At 71.6% G+C, this 16,724-nt stretch carries 19 protein-coding genes; all 19 read left to right on the top strand.

Features of this window, described 5'->3' with window-relative positions; all coding sequences use genetic code 11:
* Positions 1–65: 65 nt before the first annotated feature.
* Positions 66–1,472 carry a DNA repair protein RadA gene (gene radA / locus J421_RS16680; RefSeq protein ID WP_025412319.1) on the top strand — a complete coding sequence of 469 codons (1,407 nt, stop codon included), beginning with the start codon at positions 66–68 and terminating at the stop codon, positions 1,470–1,472.
* Positions 1,469–2,257 (top strand): 2-C-methyl-D-erythritol 4-phosphate cytidylyltransferase, encoded by a 789-nt coding sequence (gene ispD, locus J421_RS16675; protein WP_025412318.1) that lies wholly within the window; start codon positions 1,469–1,471, stop codon positions 2,255–2,257. The genes radA and ispD overlap by 4 nt, the downstream gene beginning before the upstream one ends.
* A 39-nt stretch (positions 2,258–2,296) precedes the next feature.
* Complete coding sequence (locus J421_RS16670) at positions 2,297–2,968, top strand: L-threonylcarbamoyladenylate synthase (protein ID WP_025412317.1); 672 nt, start codon at positions 2,297–2,299, stop codon at positions 2,966–2,968.
* Positions 2,969–2,979: 11 nt separating this feature from the next.
* The gene (locus J421_RS16665; protein WP_025412316.1) at positions 2,980–3,459 is read left to right on the top strand and encodes a low molecular weight protein arginine phosphatase; all 480 of its coding nucleotides are present in this window, start codon (positions 2,980–2,982) and stop codon (positions 3,457–3,459) included.
* Entirely contained in the window at positions 3,456–4,301 is an 846-nt protein-coding gene (locus J421_RS16660; RefSeq protein ID WP_025412315.1) for a shikimate dehydrogenase family protein, read from the top strand. The genes J421_RS16665 and J421_RS16660 overlap by 4 nt, the downstream gene beginning before the upstream one ends.
* On the top strand, positions 4,277–5,050 hold the full coding sequence (locus J421_RS16655) for a ComFC family protein (protein ID WP_025412314.1): 774 nt from the start codon (positions 4,277–4,279) through the stop codon (positions 5,048–5,050). The genes J421_RS16660 and J421_RS16655 overlap by 25 nt, the downstream gene beginning before the upstream one ends.
* 99 nt (positions 5,051–5,149) lie before the next feature.
* Positions 5,150–6,166, top strand: a complete 1,017-nt coding sequence (gene gap / locus J421_RS16650; protein ID WP_025412313.1) for a type I glyceraldehyde-3-phosphate dehydrogenase — start codon at positions 5,150–5,152, stop codon at positions 6,164–6,166.
* Between the two features lie 10 nt (positions 6,167–6,176).
* A complete protein-coding gene (locus J421_RS16645; protein WP_025412312.1) occupies positions 6,177–7,379 on the top strand; it encodes a phosphoglycerate kinase in 1,203 nt (400 codons plus the stop codon).
* A complete protein-coding gene (gene tpiA, locus J421_RS16640; protein ID WP_025412311.1) occupies positions 7,379–8,128 on the top strand; it encodes a triose-phosphate isomerase in 750 nt (249 codons plus the stop codon). Before J421_RS16645 ends, tpiA begins: the two co-directional genes overlap by 1 nt.
* A 100-nt stretch (positions 8,129–8,228) precedes the next feature.
* The gene (gene secG / locus J421_RS16635; RefSeq protein WP_025412310.1) at positions 8,229–8,669 is read left to right on the top strand and encodes a preprotein translocase subunit SecG; all 441 of its coding nucleotides are present in this window, start codon (positions 8,229–8,231) and stop codon (positions 8,667–8,669) included.
* A 19-nt stretch (positions 8,670–8,688) separates the two neighbouring features.
* Positions 8,689–9,795, top strand: coding sequence for a glutamine-hydrolyzing carbamoyl-phosphate synthase small subunit (gene carA / locus J421_RS16630; protein ID WP_104023143.1), 1,107 nt, complete (start codon positions 8,689–8,691; stop codon positions 9,793–9,795).
* 120 nt (positions 9,796–9,915) lie between these two features.
* Positions 9,916–10,248, top strand: a complete 333-nt coding sequence (locus tag J421_RS16625) for an HU family DNA-binding protein (RefSeq protein ID WP_025412308.1) — start codon at positions 9,916–9,918, stop codon at positions 10,246–10,248.
* A 95-nt stretch (positions 10,249–10,343) separates the two neighbouring features.
* Entirely contained in the window at positions 10,344–10,580 is a 237-nt protein-coding gene (locus tag J421_RS16620; RefSeq protein WP_025412307.1) for a MoaD/ThiS family protein, read from the top strand.
* A gap of 1 nt (position 10,581) precedes the next feature.
* The gene (locus J421_RS16615) at positions 10,582–11,061 is read left to right on the top strand and encodes a molybdenum cofactor biosynthesis protein MoaE (RefSeq protein ID WP_025412306.1); all 480 of its coding nucleotides are present in this window, start codon (positions 10,582–10,584) and stop codon (positions 11,059–11,061) included.
* Positions 11,058–12,113, top strand: coding sequence for a GTP 3',8-cyclase MoaA (gene moaA / locus J421_RS16610; protein ID WP_148306361.1), 1,056 nt, complete (start codon positions 11,058–11,060; stop codon positions 12,111–12,113). Before J421_RS16615 ends, moaA begins: the two co-directional genes overlap by 4 nt.
* A 64-nt stretch (positions 12,114–12,177) precedes the next feature.
* Positions 12,178–13,107, top strand: a complete 930-nt coding sequence (gene mdh, locus J421_RS16605; RefSeq protein WP_025412304.1) for a malate dehydrogenase — start codon at positions 12,178–12,180, stop codon at positions 13,105–13,107.
* 96 nt (positions 13,108–13,203) lie between these two features.
* Entirely contained in the window at positions 13,204–13,971 is a 768-nt protein-coding gene (locus J421_RS16600; RefSeq protein ID WP_025412303.1) for a succinate dehydrogenase cytochrome b subunit, read from the top strand.
* Positions 13,972–13,975: 4 nt separating this feature from the next.
* Entirely contained in the window at positions 13,976–15,892 is a 1,917-nt protein-coding gene (locus tag J421_RS16595) for a fumarate reductase/succinate dehydrogenase flavoprotein subunit (RefSeq protein ID WP_025412302.1), read from the top strand.
* Complete coding sequence (locus J421_RS16590; protein ID WP_025412301.1) at positions 15,892–16,668, top strand: succinate dehydrogenase/fumarate reductase iron-sulfur subunit; 777 nt, start codon at positions 15,892–15,894, stop codon at positions 16,666–16,668. The genes J421_RS16595 and J421_RS16590 overlap by 1 nt, the downstream gene beginning before the upstream one ends.
* Positions 16,669–16,724 lie beyond the last annotated feature (56 nt).

Below are 16,724 nucleotides of genomic sequence, written 5' to 3'. Positions count from 1 at the left end.
GTTCTCCCAGCACCCCTCGCGTTCCTACGGTGTACCTTCGGGCCGTCCTCGGGGTATCTTGAGGCATGGCGACGAAGACCAAGACCGTGTACCGCTGCACGGAGTGCGGCGCCGAGTACGCGAAGTGGCAGGGGCGCTGCGACACGTGCGGCGAATGGAACACGCTCGTCGAGGAGATGGCCGCCCCGAAGCCGGTGGCGGCGAAGGGCGGCGGCGCCGCGCGCCGCATGGGCGGACACTCGTCGATGGCCGAAGGCGGCAACGTCGCCGTCACGCCCCGCCTGCGCGACGTCAGCGGCTCCGAGGCGAGGCGCTGGCGCACGGGCCTCGGCGAGTTCGACTTCGTGCTCGGCGGCGGCATCGTGCCGGGATCCATGGTGCTCGTCGGCGGCGAGCCGGGGATCGGCAAGTCCACGCTGCTCCTCCAGATCGCGGCGCGCGTGCAGGCGCTCGGCCAGCGCGCGCTCTACGTCTCCGGCGAGGAGTCGCCGCTGCAGGTGAAGCTGCGCGCCGATCGCATGGCCGAGAGCGCGGGCGACGTGTCGCTGCTCAGCGAGACGCTGCTGGAGACCGTCATCGCGACCGGCGCGGCGCAGCAGCCCGACGTCATGATCGTCGACTCCATCCAGACCGTGTTCACGCAGGACCTCGAGGGTGCGCCGGGCAACGTCGGGCAGGTGCGCGAGTGCGCCGCGCGCCTCATGCGCTTCGCGAAGGAGACGGGCACCGCGACGTTCGTCGTCGGGCACGTCACGAAGGGCGGGGGCATCGCGGGACCAAAGACGCTCGAGCACATCGTCGACACGGTGCTCTACTTCGAGGGCGAGAGCACGCTCGATCACCGCGTGCTGCGCGCGACGAAGAACCGCTTCGGCTCCGTCGACGAGATCGGTGTGTTTCGCATGACGGAGGGCGGCCTCGTCGCCGTCGAGAACCCGTCGGAGCTCTTCCTCGGCGACCGCACGAACACCGCCTCGGGGAGCGCGGTGACGGCGCTGCTCGAAGGAACGCGGCCGGTGCTCGTCGAGATCCAGGCGCTCGCCGCGAAGGCGGGATACGGCACGCCACAGCGCGTCGCCACCGGCTACGACGGCCGCCGGCTCGCGCTGCTGCTCGCGGTGCTCGACAAGCGCGCGGGACTCAACTTCTCGCAGCTCGACGTGTTCCTGAACGTCGTCGGTGGCATGCGGCTGCAGGAGCCGGCCGGCGACCTCGCGGTCGCCGCGGCGCTCGCGTCGAGCGTGTACGACCGCCCGCTCCCGCACGAGGCGGCGTTCATCGGCGAGGTGGGGTTAGGCGGCGAGATCCGCCCCGTGTCGCAGACCGAGCGGCGCCTCGCCGAAGCGGCGAAGATGGGGATGACGACCGCCTACGTCGCGGAGCGCGGCGTGCCGAAGCGCGGACCGCGCGACATCCGCGCCGTCGGCGTGCGCACCGTGCGCGAGCTGTTCGAGCGCGTGTTCGGCGGATGACCGATCCGTTAGGCGGCACCATCCCACCGCGGCGCGTCGTGCCGCCGCCCGCGATCACGTCGCGGCCCGGCGCCGAGCCGCGCACCCACGACGGCGCCCCGCGTGACGTCGGCGTGGTGATCGTCGCGGCGGGACGCGGCACCCGCGTGGGCGGCGAGGAGCTGAAGCAGTTTCGCTGGGTCGCCGGCCGGCCGATGCTGCTCCACAGCGTGCAGACGTTCATGGCGCGTCCCGACGTCGCGCTCGTCGTCGTCGTGCTGCCGAAGTCGCACGCCGCCGATCCGCCGCCGTGGCTGTTCCAGTGCGACATCGATCGGCTGCTCGTATCGGTGGGCGGCCGGGAGCGCAGCGAGAGCGTCGCGAACGGGCTGGAGGACATGCCGGACGAGGTGCGCACGGTGCTCATCCATGACGCCGCGCGCCCGCTCGTGCCGGACGACATGATCGAGCGCGTCGTCGCGTCGGCGCGCGACGGCCACGCCGTCGTGCCCGCGCTGCCGGTCGTCGACACGCTGAAGGAGGTCGCCGACGACGGCACGGTCGCGCGCACCGTCGACCGGGCGCGGCTGTGGCGGATCCAGACACCGCAGGGGTTTCCGCGCGACCTCATCATGCGGGCGCACGGCGAGGCGCGCCGCGCGCAGCGCACGTTCACCGACGACGCGGGCCTCTGCGAGTGGCTCGGCATCCCGGTGCGCGTGGTGCGCGGAAGCGAGCGCGCGCTGAAGATCACCGACGAGTCGGACTTTGCGCGCGCCGAGGCGTTGAGCATCCTTCAGGAATGAACCCCCATGCATTCCTGGATCGCCCGTGAGGAGTCGCCCGTGATCGCCGCCCCGAGCGCCGTGCCGTTCTGGTCGGCCGAGGAGATCGAGGCGTCGCTGCGCGAGACGATCGCGCACCTCCACGCCGGCGGCGTGCTCGCCTATCCCACGGAGACCGTCTATGGCTTCGGCGGCGCGGTCGACCACGACTCGGTGGAGTCGCTCGTGCGGCTCAAGTCGCGACCGCCGGCGAAGCCGTTCCTGCTGCTCGTATCGGGCAGCGACATGATCGAGCGGTTCGGCCTGCACATCACGCCGAGCGCCGCACGGCTCGCGGCACGGCACTGGCCCGGGCCGCTCACGCTCGTGCTCCCCGGTGGCGAGCGGCGCGTCCCGCGGCGCCTGCGCGGCCCCGAGGGCGGCGTGGCGGTGCGCTGGACGCCGCACGACGGGCTCACGCGGCTGATTCGCGCGTACGGGGAGCCGATCACGTCGACGAGCGCGAACCGTCCGGGCGTGCCGCCGGCCATGTCGGCGGCGGAGATCGTCGCGCAGTGGGGCGATGCGATCGTGCGCGGCAAGCTGCGGGTGCTCGACGGCGGCCGCATCCCGCCCTCGGAGCCGTCGACGGTCGTCGACTGCACGGGCCGCGTGCCACGCGTCATCCGGCCCGGGGCGATCCCGGCGACGCTGCTGCGCGAGAGCGCACCCGACCTCGTGGGGGACGTGTGAGCGGAGGCCGCATGCGCATGCTGTTCGTCTGCACGGGCAACACCTGCCGCAGCCCGATGGCGGAGGCGATCGCGCGGCAGGTGGCCGAGGAGCGCGGGCTCGCCGACGTCGTCGTGGCGAGCGCCGGCACCGGCGCGTACGAGGGCGCGACGGCGTCGGACGGCGCGCTGCTCGTCGGCATGGAGCGCGGCACCGACCTCGGCGCCCATCGGTCGCAGCCACTCACGCGCGAGCTCGTCGCGGACGCCGAGATCGTGCTCGCGATGTCGCCGCAGCACCTGCAGCGCGTGCGCGAGCTGGGCGGCGAGGGAAAGGCGTTCCTCCTCACCGACTTCGCGTCGTACGGCGCGAGCGCGCGCGCGGTGAGCGATCCGTTCGGCGGCGACCTGGAGACGTACCGCGCGACGTACGAGGAGCTCGAGCGCGAGATCCGCCGCGCGTTCGACCGCCTCGTGCCGCAGAGCGCGTCGGGCGGACCGCAGGCCGAATGAGCCGCGCGCGGGCCTGGCCGAGCCGCCTCGTGCTGCTGGGCCACCCGCTCGGCCACACGCTGTCGCCCGCCATCCACGGCGCGGCGCTGCGCTCGGCGGGGATCGACGTCGAGTACCGCGCGCTCGACGTGCCGCCCGACGCGCTGCCCGCGACGCTCGACGCGCTGATCGCCGAGCGTGCCGCGGGCAACGTCACGATCCCGCACAAGGGCGCCGTCGCCGCGCGGTGCGAGCGCCTAACGGACGTCGCGCGGCGCGCCGGCGCCGTGAACACGTTCTGGTGCGAGGACGGCGCGCTCGTCGGCCACAACACCGACGTGGGCGGCTTCGACGCCAGCGTGCGCGCGCTGCTCGACGACGTGCCGCGCGCGGCGCGCGTCGCGGTGATCGGCGCGGGGGGCGCCGCCGGCGCCGTGCTCGCCGCGGTGGAGGGATGGCCGCGGTGCGACGCGCGCGTGTGGAATCGCACCGCGGAGCGCGCCGACGCGCTCGTGTCGCGTTTTCCGCGAGCCGCGCGCGAAGCGTCGCTCGCCGATGCGCTCGACGGCGCGGCGCTCGTCGTGAACGCGACGTCGGTGGGGCTGCGCGACGACGCGCTGCCGGTGCCCATCGATGCGCTGCCGCGCGACGCGGCGGTGCTCGACCTCGTGTATCGCCCGGGCGAGACGGAGTGGGTGCGCGCCGCGCGGGCCGCCGGCCACCGCGCGGCCGACGGGCTGCCCATGCTCGTCGAGCAGGCGGCGCTGGCGGAGGAGCGGTGGTTCGACGTGCCCGCGGACCGCGAGGCGATGTGGGGCGCCGTCGGAGGACGGCCGGAGTGGATGCGCGTGCCGGATCGTTAGGCACCGCGTGCCTCGACGCGCTCGTCGCGTTCGTCCTGCCGATCCACTGCGTGGCGTGCGGCGGCGCGGTGGAGCGCGGCTCGAGCTCGCCGGCGTGCGGTGCGTGCTGGACGCGCGCGGCACGGCTCCGCTTTCCGCAGTGCGACCGCTGCGGTCACCCGCTCGTGGTGCGCGACGTACCCTCGGGGTCGCCGGGGCCGCGACGCTGCCGCTGGTGCGACCTGCTGCCGCCGCACGTGCGCGCCGTGCGGTCGGTCTGCTGGGTGCCCGAGGGCGCCGGCGGTGCGCTCGTCCACGCGCTGAAGTACGACGGCTGGACCGCGCTCGCCGACGGGATGGCGCGACGCATGGCGGCGCTCGCGTGGCCGCTCGATGTCGTGGAGGAGCGCGCGGCGCTCGTGCCGGTGCCGCTCGCCGTCGATCGCGCGCGCGAGCGCGGCTTCAATCAGAGCGCGCTGCTGGCGGCGTCGCTCGCGCCGCTGTGGGGCTGTCCGGTGTGGGACGACGCGCTCGTCCGCGTGCGCGCCACGCCGAGCCAGACGCGGTTGACACCGGCAGACCGTTTGCGCAACGTTGCCGGCGCGTTCCGTGCAGCGCACGTCGCGCGGCCGCGGCTCCGCGGGGCGCACGTCGTTCTCGTGGACGACGTCGTCACCACCGCCGCGACACTCAATGCGTGCGCCGCGGCGCTCGTGGAAGGCGGCGCTCGCATCGTCAGCTACGTGACATTCGGCCGAGCCCGGTCTTGAGCATGTCCTGAGCCGCGGGTCGCACGGTTGCGCGTGCGGGCGGCGAGGGACGTTTCTTTTGTCCGTCCATCAATTCCTCAGAGAGGAGATCGCTTCGACATGGCCATTCGCGTCGGCATCAACGGGTTCGGCCGCATCGGCCGTCAGGTGCTCCGCGCTGCCAAGCTGCAGGGCGTCGCGGACCTCGACTTCGTCGCGGTGAACGACCTCACCGACACCAAGACGCTCGCGCATCTGTTCAAGTACGACTCCGTGCACCGCACCTATCAGGGGCAGGTGAGCGCGGGCGACGGCAGCATCACGGTCGACGGTGACGAGATCCGCATCTTCGCCGAGAAGGATCCGGCCAAGCTGCCCTGGAAGGACCTCGGCGTCGACGTCGTGCTCGAGTCGACCGGCCGGTTCACGGACGCCGACAAGGCGAAGGCGCACATCGACGCCGGCGCGAAGAAGGTGATCATCTCCGCCCCCGCGAAGGGCGAGGACATCACCATCGTGATGGGCGTGAACTCCGACAAGTACGACGCCACCAAGCACAACATCATCTCGAACGCGTCGTGCACGACGAACTGCCTCGTGCCGATGGTGAAGGTCGTGAAGGACGCCTTCGGGTTCAAGCACGGTACGATGGTCACGATCCACAGCTACACGAACGACCAGAACATCCTCGACCTGCCGCACAAGGATCTGCGCCGCGCGCGCGCCGCGGCGATGTCGATCATCCCGACGACGACCGGCGCGGCGAAGGCGACGTCGCTCGTGCTGCCGGAGCTGAAGGGCAAGATCGACGGCATCGCGATCCGCGTCCCGACGCCCGACGTATCGCTCACCGAGCTCGCCGTCGAGGTCGACCGCGCGGTGACGATCCAGGAGGTGAACGACGCGTTCCGCGCCGCGGCCGAGGGTGCGCTCGAGGGCATCCTGCAGTACACGACGGAGCCGCTCGTGTCGAGCGACTACATCGGCAACCCGCACTCGTGCATCCTCGACTCGCTGTCGACGAACGTCATCGACGGCACGATGCTGAAGGTCTCCGGCTGGTACGACAACGAGTGGGGCTACTCGTCGCGCTGCGTCGACCTGCTGCGCTTCGTCGGCTCGCGGCTCGGCGACTGACGACATCTCCGTGGCCACCAAGACCATTCGCGACCTCACGGACGAGCAGCTGCGCGGCAAGCGCGCGCTCGTCCGCGTCGACTTCAACGTGCCGCTCGACGGCGGCAAGGTGGGCGACGACACGCGCATCGTCGCCGCGCTGCCCACCATCCAGTACCTCGTCGAGCGCGGTGCGCGTGTCGTGCTGTTCTCGCACCTCGGGCGGCCGAAGGCCGCGCCGGATCCGAAGTACTCCATGCGGCCCGTCGCCGAGCGGCTCGCGGAGCTGATGCCGGGCACGAAGGTGGAGTTCTGCCCGGCGAGCGACGGCGACGAGGCGGTACAGTGCACCGAGCGGCTGCAACCCGGTGGGGTCGTCGTGCTGGAGAACACGCGATTCCTGCCGGGCGAGGAGAAGAACGACCCCGCGCTGTCGAAGGCGTTCGCGCGGCTCGGCGACGTCTACGTGAACGACGCATTCGGCTCCGCGCACCGGGCGCACGCGTCGACCGAAGGGGTCGCGCATCTGCTGCGGCCGGCGGTCGCGGGATTCCTGATGGAGAAGGAGCTCGCGTACCTCGGCCAGGCGCTGTCCGACCCGAAGCGTCCGTTCGTCGCGATCCTCGGCGGCGCGAAGATCTCCGGGAAGCTCGACGTCATCGAGCAGCTGCTGCCGAAGGTCGACCGCATGCTCATCGGCGGCGCGATGGCGAACACGTTCTTCAAGGCGATGGGCCTCGAGACGGGCACGTCGCTCGTCGAGGACGACCGCGTGGAGATGGCGAAGTCGCTGCTCTCGAAGGGGGGCGACAAGCTCGTGCTCCCCGTCGACGCGGTCGTCGCGCCGGAGCTGAAGAGCGACGCCCGCACGACCGTCGTCGCACGCGACGCCGTGCCCGCCGATCAGGCCATGTATGACGTCGGGCCGCGCACGGTGGACGCGTTCGCGAAGGAGATCCGCGCGGCGAAGACGGTCGTGTGGAACGGGCCGATGGGGGTGTTCGAGACGCCGCCGTTCGACGCCGGCACGCTCGGCGTCGCGCGCGCGCTCGCCGAGGCGACGGCCGCCGGCGCGACGACGGTCGTCGGGGGCGGCGACTCCGCCGCGGCGATCGCGCAGGCGGGGCTCGAGGACAGGGTCACCCACGTGTCCACGGGCGGCGGCGCGTCCCTGGAGTTCCTGGAAGGGAAGGTGCTGCCCGGCGTCGCGGCGCTCGACACGAGGGACGCCTGATGCTGAAGCCGATCCTCGCCGCGAACTGGAAGATGAACCACGGGCCGACCGACGCCCGCGCGTTCATGCGCAACTTCCTCGCGCACTACCGGCGCGACAACGACCGCACCGTCGCGTTCTTCCCGCCGTCGATCACGCTCGCCGCGGTGCAGCAGGCCCTGGCCGACCGCCACGAGTTCGTGCTCGGCGTGCAGAACATCCACCACGAGGCGTCGGGCGCGTTCACGGGCGAGATCTCGGCGGGGATGGCGCGCGACGCGGGCGCGCGGCTCGTGCTCGTCGGCCACTCCGAGCGGCGCCACGTCTTCGGCGAGACGGACGAGCAGACCGCGCTGAAGTGCGAGCTAGTCTGCAAGGCCGGTCTCGTCCCGATGCTGTGCGTCGGCGAGAAGCTGGAGGAGCGCGAGGCCGGGCAGACCGAGCAGGTCGTGCTTCGCCAGCTCGACGCGGGGATCTCGCGCCTCGAGCCGACGAACGTGGCCACGATGCTCATCGCCTACGAGCCGGTGTGGGCGATCGGTACCGGGCGCACCGCGACGCCGCAGGACGCGTCGGCGGTGCACGCGGCGATCCGGCGTCACCTGCGCGAGCGGATCGGCGAGCGCGCGGCGGTGCTGCCGATCCTGTACGGCGGCAGTGTGAACCGGGGCAACGCGCGGCTGCTCCTCGCCGCGCCCGACGTGGACGGTCTGCTCGTCGGCGGCGCGAGCCTGGACGCGGGGAACTGGGCGGCGATCTGCCAGGAGTGACGGGGTGCGGGGCGAGGGTTGACCAGGGCGGCTAAGTCTCGCGATATTCGTAGCTTGCGCGCATTCACCGAGCGCGCGCCGCTAACCGCCCCCACCGCCGATGTACACCTTCCTGCTCATCATCCTCGTCCTCGACTGCTTCGTCCTGGTCGCCGCGGTCCTGCTCCAGTCCGGCAAGGGCAGCGGCCTCGCCGCGAACTTCGGCGGCGCGTCGTCGACGGCGGAGGCGCTGATCGGCAGCCGGCAGGCCGGGAACCTGCTCACGAAGGCGAGCTGGTGGTCGGGCGGCATCTTCATCGGCCTGTCGCTGATCCTCGCGCTCGCGGGCGCCCGCACGCGGACGCCGCGCTCGGTGCTCGACCAGGCCGTGCAGCCGCCGGCGCAGCAGGCCTCGCCGGCGACCGGCACGGGCAACGCCGCCCCGGCGGTGCCGCTCGGCCCCGCCACGCCGGCCCCGGGCGCCACGGCGCCCGCCGCGCCGACGACGCCGCCGGCCACGACGCCGCCCGCCGGCGGCACCGCGCCGAAGCCGCAGCGCTGACGGCGCGCCGGTGACGACTCTGACGAGCGCTCCCGGGTTCCTCCTCCTCGAGGACGGAACCCGTTTCGCTGGGGAGCTGGTCGGCCCCGCCACGCCGACCGTCGCGGAGGTCGTGTTCACGACGAACATGACCGGGTACCAGGAGGTCTTCACCGATCCGTCCTACGAGGGGCAGATCGTGGTGATGACCGCGCCGATGATCGGCAACTACGGCGTCAACGCCGAGGACCCCGAGTCGCCGGCGCCGCACGTCGCCGGCGTCATCGTCCGCGAGCTGTCGCCGACGTACTCGAACTGGCGGGCGAGCGGCGATCTCCCGGGCTGGCTCGGCGAGGCGTCGATCCCCGTGCTCACCGAGGTCGACACCCGGCGGCTCACGAAGTACCTGCGCACCGCGGGCGTGATGCGCGGTGTCGTCGGTGCGGGCGAGGAGCCGACGGCGGACGCGGTGGCCGCGCTCGAGGCGTGCCCGTCGATGGAGGGGCTCGACCTCGCCAGCCGCGTCTCCACGCGCAAGAGCTACACGTGGGGCGACCCGGGCGCGAAGCACCGCATCATCGCCTACGACTACGGGATCAAGCGCAACATCCTGCGCCTGTTCGAGGCGCACGACTGTGCGATCACCGTGGTCCCGTCGGACACGCCCGCCGAAGAGGTGCTGGAACAGGCGCCGGACGGCGTGTTCCTGTCGAACGGCCCCGGCGACCCCGCGGCCGTGGAGTACGCCCCGGCCATTATCCGCAAGATCGCCGAGTCGGGCGTGCCGACGTTCGGCATCTGCCTCGGCCACCAGCTCATCGGCCTCACGTTCGGCGGCTCGACGACGAAGATGCCGTACGGCCACCGGGGCGGGAATCATCCCGTGCTGGACGTGGAGTCGGGGCACGTGCTCATCACGTCGCAGAACCACGGGTTCGCCGTGGCCGGCGGCCGGGAGGGGGTGACCGACGCCCCGGCGCTCGAGGTCACGCACGTGAACCTGAACGACGGCAGCATCGAGGGCGTCGCGCACCGTGAGCTCCCGGTGTTCGGCGTCCAGTACCACCCCGAGGCGGCCCCCGGCCCGCACGACGCGGTCCCCCTGTTCGACCGCTTCCTGGAGAGCGTGCGCGGCCGCCGTCGGTAGTCGTCCGACGGCGGGCTGATGTGAGCCAAGCGGTTGACTCACAACAACTAACGCCCTAATTTCGCGCATGGGTGCGGGGTTGTCCCGCTCGGTTGCGAGCGCCTGCTGCGAGAGTTTCCGATGACCAAAGCCGATCTGGTCGAACGCGTCACTGCCACGATTGCCCGCACCGCGGGACCGACCATCTCGAAGAAGGACTGCGCGAGAGTGGTCGATTCCTTCCTCGACGCGATCAAGGACGCGCTGCACGAGCAGCGCAACATCGAGGTGCGAGGCTTCGGGACGTTCAAGATCCGCCAGCGCAAGACGCGCATGGCGCGCAACCCCCGCACCGGATCGCCCGTCGAGGTCTCCGCCCGCCCCGTACCGGTGTTCAAGCCCTCCAAGGAGTTACGCGCTCTCGTCGCCGGAGTCGACGTGAGCGAGATCACCGAGGCCGAACTGGCCGACTGAGCTCCGCGATGCATCCACGGCCCCGGCGCCTCACCGCGCCGGGGCCGTCGTGTTTCGTTGTGCCCGGCTCGCGTCATCCGCGTTACATTGCTCGCATGCGCGTACTCCTCTTCGCCTCGTACGCCGACGCGTTCGGCGCTGGGTCGATCGACGTTCCGCTGCCCGCGGGCGCGACCGTGCGCGACCTGGTGCACGCCGTGCGCGCGCTGCCGGGCGCGACGAAGCTCCCACCGCAGCCGCTGGTCGCGGTGAACCTGGCGTACGCGCGCGGCGACCGCGTCCTCGACGCGAGCGACGAGGTCGCGCTCATCCCTCCCGTCGCCGGCGGCTGACGTGATTCTCGACGGCCCCGTGCGCGGGACGACGCCGCCGACGGCCGACGCGAGGCTCGAGCGCGCGCCGCTCGACGTCGCGTCCATCGTGGCGCGCGTCGCGCACGACGGCGCCGGCGGAACGGCGCTGTTCGTCGGAACCGTGCGCGCCGTGCACCAGGGCCGCGCGGTGGTGCGCATCGACTACGAGGCCTACGAGCCGATGGCGCTCGCCGAGATGCGCGCCGTCGCGCTCGAGGTGGCCGAGCGGCACGACGGCACGCGCGTCGCCATCGCGCACCGACTCGGCGCGCTCGAGGTGGGCGAGGCGAGCGTCGCGATCGCGACCAGCCATGCGCACCGGGGCCCGGCGCTCGCCGCGTGCGCCGAGGCGATCGACGTGCTGAAGCAGCGCGTGCCGATCTGGAAGCGCGAGCACTTCGCCGACGGGACCGTCGAGTGGGTGGATCCCACCGCGGCCACCGCGGGCTCGGCCCGATGATCGCGCCCGGCGTGGCGCCCGCGCTGCCGGAGCCGGCGCTGCGGGACCAGTTCGGTCGGTCGATCGAGTATCTGCGGATCTCGATCACCGATCGATGCAACTTCCGCTGCGTGTACTGCATGCCTGCGGCGGGGCTGCCGTGGATCCCGCGCGAGCACACGCTGTCGGCCGACGAGATCGCGCGCGTGGTGCGCGAGGTCGCGCCGCTCGGTCTGCGCCGCGTGCGACTCACCGGCGGCGAGCCGACGCTGCGTCCCGATCTCGAGCGCATCGTGGGACTGCTGCGCGAGATCCCGGAAGTCGAGGACCTCTCGCTGTCGACGAACGGCGTGCGCTTCTGCCAGGACGCGACGCTCGCGCGCCGGCTGCGAGACGCGGGGCTCGATCGTGTGAACGTGAGCGCGGACTCGCTGCGGCCCGAGCGCGTGGCCGAGATCGCGCGCCGCGACCTCGGGTTCGACGCGATCGCGGCGGCCGCCGTCGCGGAGGAGGCGGGGCTCGCGCCGGTGAAGCTGAACGTCGTCGTGATCCGCGGCCGCAACGACGACGAGCTCGAGGCGTTCGCGCGACTGACGCTCGACCGCGCGTGGCACGTGCGCTTCATCGAGCTGATGCCGGTGGGCGAGCTCGCAGAGTCGCTGGCGTCCGATCGCTCGCCGCTCGAGCTCGTGGTGCCGTCCGACGAGATCCTCGCGCGGCTCGCGCGGCTCGGCGCGGCGCTTGGCCGGCCGCTGTACGCCGACGCGGGGCCGGGGCGCGGCAACGGGCCCGCGGCGTATCACCGGTTCGACGGCGCGCCGGGCAGTGTCGGGGTGATCACGCCGATGACGCACACGTACTGCGGGAGCTGCAACCGCGTGCGCCTCACCGCCGATGGCCGGCTCCGCACCTGTCTGTACGGCGATCACGAGGTGCCGCTGCGCGAGGCGCTGCGCGCGGGGGCGCCGCTCGCGCCGCTCGTGCGCGCGGCGCTGGCCGCGAAGCCGCTCGAGCACGCGCTGCTCTCGCGCCGCGTCGGCGGACTCCGCGCGCTGTCGCAGGTGGGCGGTTGAAGTGACCTCCCCGTCAAAATACCTTGACGGGGCTGTCCCCACTTCACTCCACCAAGCGGACCACATGGTCAACAAGATCACGGTGGTCGGCGCCGGCAACGTCGGCGCGACTACCGCGCAGCGTATCGCGGAGAAGGAGCTCGCCGGCACCGTCGTGATGGTCGACGTGGCCGAGGGCATTCCCCAGGGGAAGGGGCTCGACCAGTGGCAGTCGGCGCCGATCGAGGGCTTCGACGCGCGCGTGATCGGCTCCAACGGCTACGAGGAGACGGCCGGCTCCGACGTCGTCGTCATCACGGCCGGCATCGCGCGCAAGCCGGGCATGTCGCGCGACGATCTGCTGAACACGAACGCGGGCATCGTGAAGCAGGTGAGCGAGCAGATCGCGCGCTCGTCGCCGAACGCGATCGTGATCGTCGTGTCGAACCCGCTCGACGTGATGTGTTACGTCGCGAAGCAGGTGACGGGCTTCCCGCGCGAGCGCGTGCTCGGCATGGCCGGCGTGCTGGACACCGCGCGCTACCGCGCGTTCCTGGCCGAGGCGATGGACGTGTCGGTGCGCGACATCCAGGCGATGGTGTTAGGCGGCCACGGCGACACGATGGTTCCGCTCATCAGCTACACGACGGTGAGCGGCATCCCGGTCACGCAGCTGCTCGCGAAGGACAAGCTCGACGCGATCGTCGACCGCACGCGCAACGGCGGCGCGGAGATCGTGAAGCACCTGAAGACCGGCTCCGCGTACTACGCGCCGTCGGCGGGCGCCGTGCAGATGGTGGAGGCGATCGTGCTCGACCAGCGCCGCATCCTGCCGTGCGCGGCGTGGCTGCAGGGCGAGTACGGGATGTCGGACCTCTACCTCGGCGTGCCGTGCAAGCTCGGGAAGGGCGGGCTGCAGCAGGTGATCGAGGTGGAGCTCACCGACGCGGAGCGGGCAGCGCTCGAGAAGAGCGCGCAGGCGGTTCGCGAGCCGATGGCCGCGATCAGCCTCTGAGCCGCGACGGAGCGCCGCCGGGAGCGACAGGCTCACCGGCGGCGTCTCGTTCGTGGCTCGTCTCACGAAAGAAGAACGGGCAATCAGACACGCGACATGAACATCGTCGGCAGATTCTGGCGGTCGCAGATCGGCAAGAAGATCGTGATGGCGGTGACGGGGCTGATCGGCGTGGCCTTCGTCCTCGGCCACATGATCGGCAACCTGCAGGTGTTCGAGGGAGCGGAGAAGATCAACGCGTACGGCCGCTTCCTGCACCACACCGTGGGCACCGAGCTGTGGCTGGTGCGGGCGGGACTGCTCGCCGCGGTCGTGCTGCACGTCGTGGCGGCGACCCAGCTCACGGCCCAGGCGCGCGCCTCTCGGCCGCAGGCGTATCACCGACGCGAGCCGCAGGTCTCGACGCTCGCGTCGCGCACCATGCGGGTGGGCGGGTTCCTGCTCCTCGCGTTCATCATCCTGCACATCCTGCACTTCACCGTCCGCGCGTTCCCGGGCTACGACCAGACCGACCCGTTAGGCGGCGTGGACGTGTACCGCAACCTGCTGCTGGCCTTCCGCAACCCGCTGTGGACGCTGTTCTACGTGGTGTCGATGGTGTTCCTCGGGCTGCACCTGTATCACGGCTTCTGGAGCTCGTTCCGCACGCTCGGCGCCGCGAAGCCGTCGCGCGTGCCGCTGCACCGCACGGCGGCGCTCGTCGTCGCGCTCATCGTGTGGGCCGGGTTCACGATCGTGCCGCTCGCGGTGTTCTTCGGCGCCGTGCGCGACACGGCCCCGGGCGGCGCGATGACGGTGCTCGCGCCGGCAGCGCAGGCGCCCGCCGATGCCCCAACTTCCGCGGCGCCTGCCGCACCGCGGTGACCTCATGGAACTGAACGCACGGATCCCCGACGGACCGATCGAGCAGAAGTGGGACAAGGCCCGCTTCGACATGAAGCTCGTGAACCCGGCCAACAAGCGGAAATATCACGTCATCGTCGTCGGCAGCGGGCTCGCCGGCGGGGCGGCGGCGGCGTCGCTGAGTGAGCTGGGCTACAACGTCACCTGCTTCTGCTACCAGGACTCGCCGCGCCGCGCGCACTCCATCGCCGCGCAGGGCGGCATCAACGCGGCGAAGAACTACCACAACGACGGCGACTCCGTCTTCCGCCTGTTCTACGACACGATCAAGGGCGGCGACTTCCGCGCGCGCGAGGCGAACGTGTACCGCCTGTCGCAGAACTCGCTGAACATCATCGACCAGGCGGTCGCGCAGGGTGTGCCGTTCGCCCGCGAGTACAGCGGGCTGCTCGACAACCGCTCGTTCGGCGGCGCGCAGGTCTCTCGGACGTTCTACGCGCGCGGGCAGACTGGCCAGCAGCTCCTGCTCGGCTGCTACCAGGCGCTCGAGAAGGAGGTGGCGAAGGGCGGCGTGACGATGATCCCGCGCACCGACATGATCGACCTCATCGTGGTCAACGGGCGCGCCCGCGGCATCGTCGTGCGCGACCAGATGACCGGCGAGGTGCGGGCGCACGTCGCCGACGCGGTGATCCTGTGCACGGGCGGCTACGGCAACGTGTTCTACCTCTCCACGAACGCGAAGGGGTGCAACACGACGGCGATCTGGCGCGCGTACAAGAAGGGCGCCGCGTTCGGCAACCCGTGCTACACGCAGATCCACCCGACGTGCATCCCGGTGCACGGCGAGTATCAGTCGAAGCTCACGCTGATGTCGGAGTCGCTCCGCAACGACGGCCGCGTGTGGGTGCCGAAGCGCCGCGAGGACTGCGGCAAGCGCCCCGAGGACATCGCGGAGCAGGATCGCGACTACTACCTCGAGCGGAAGTATCCGAGCTTCGGCAACCTGTCGCCGCGCGACATCGCGAGCCGCGCCGCGAAGCAGGTGTGCGACGAGGGACGCGGCGTCGGCGAGGGCGGCCGCGGCGTGTACCTCGACTTCCGCGACGCCATCCAGCGACTCGGCCGGAAGAAGATCGAGGAGCGCTACGGCAACCTGTTCGAGATGTACGAGCGGATCACCGCCGAGGATCCGTACAAGGTGCCGATGCGCATCTACCCCGCCGTGCACTACACGATGGGCGGCCTGTGGGTCGACTACAACCTGATGAGCACCGTGCCCGGCCTGTTCGTCGGCGGCGAGGCGAACTTCTCCGACCACGGGGCGAATCGGTTAGGCGCGTCGGCGCTCATGCAGGGGCTCAGCGACGGCTACTTCATCCTGCCGAACACGATCGGCAACTACTTCGGCTCGACGAAGGTCGAGCCGCTGGCCGCCGACTCGCCCGAGGTCCGCGCGGCGGTGGCGGCGGGTGCGGCGCGCGTGGAGAAGCTGCTCTCGGTGAACGGCAAGCGCTCGGTGGCGAGCTTCCACCGCGAGCTCGGCGCGATCATGTGGGAGAAGTGCGGCATGGCGCGCAACCGGCAGGGGCTCACCGAGGCGCTGCAGGAGATCCCGGCGCTGCGGGAGGAGTTCTGGCGCAACGTCACGGTGCCGGGCGGGAACACGACGCTGAACCAGACGCTGGAGCACGCGCTCCGCGTGGCGGACTTCATGGAGCTCGCGGAGCTGATGTGCCGCGACGCGCTGCACCGCGAGGAGTCGTGCGGCGGCCACTTCCGCGAGGAGTACCAGACCGAGGACGGCGAGGCGCTGCGCGACGACGACAACTTCGCCTACGTCGCGGCCTGGGAGTACACGGGCGACGATTCGGAGCCGCGACTGCACAAGGAGCCGCTGCAGTTCGAGTACGTGCACCTGCAGCAGCGGAGCTACAAGTAATGAAACTGACTCTCCACGTCTGGCGTCAGGCCAGCGCGCAGACCGACGGGAAGTTCGTCACGTACCAGGCGCCGAACGTGAGCCCGGACATGAGCTTCCTGGAGATGCTGGACGTCGTCAACGAGGATCTCATCGCGCGCGGCGAGCAGCCGATCGCGTTCGACCACGACTGCCGCGAGGGGATCTGCGGCTCGTGCGGCATGATGATCAACGGGCAGGCGCACGGGCCGTGGCAGGCGACGGCGACGTGTCAGCTCCACATGCGCGCGTTCAAAGACGGCGACGAGCTGTGGATCGAGCCGTGGCGCGCGCGCGGGTTCCCCGTGATCAAGGATCTCTGCGTGAACCGGGGCGCCCTCGACCGCATCATCGCGTCCGGCGGCTACATCTCGGCCTACACCGGCGGCGCGCCGGACGGCAACGCGGTGCTGGTCGGCAAGGAGGCGTCGGACCGCGCGATGGACGCCGCGGCGTGCATCGGCTGCGGGGCGTGCGTGGCCGCGTGCCCGAACGCGTCGGCGTCGCTGTTCACCGGCGCCAAGATCGCGCACCTCGGCATGCTGCCGCAGGGACAGCCGGAGCGCTACCGCCGCGTGCTGTCGATGGTGGAGCAGATGGACATCGAGGGCTTCGGCCACTGCACGCTGTTCGGCGAGTGCCAGGACGCGTGCCCGAAGGCGATCAGCATCGACGTCATCTCGCGGATGAACCGCGACTACCTCAAGGCCTCGGTGATGGCGCGCGAAGAAGCGACGACCGCGGGCGGGGCGGGCTGACCGACTGGCCCGCTTGGTGCACCCTCCCTCGGCGCACACCATCCGAGCGAGGGAAC

It is taken from the genome of Gemmatirosa kalamazoonensis (assembly GCF_000522985.1).
GTDB classification, from domain to species: domain Bacteria; phylum Gemmatimonadota; class Gemmatimonadetes; order Gemmatimonadales; family Gemmatimonadaceae; genus Gemmatirosa; species Gemmatirosa kalamazoonensis.
The sequence above is the reverse complement of the archived record's forward strand: the minus strand, read 5'-3'. Positions and strand labels throughout refer to the sequence as shown.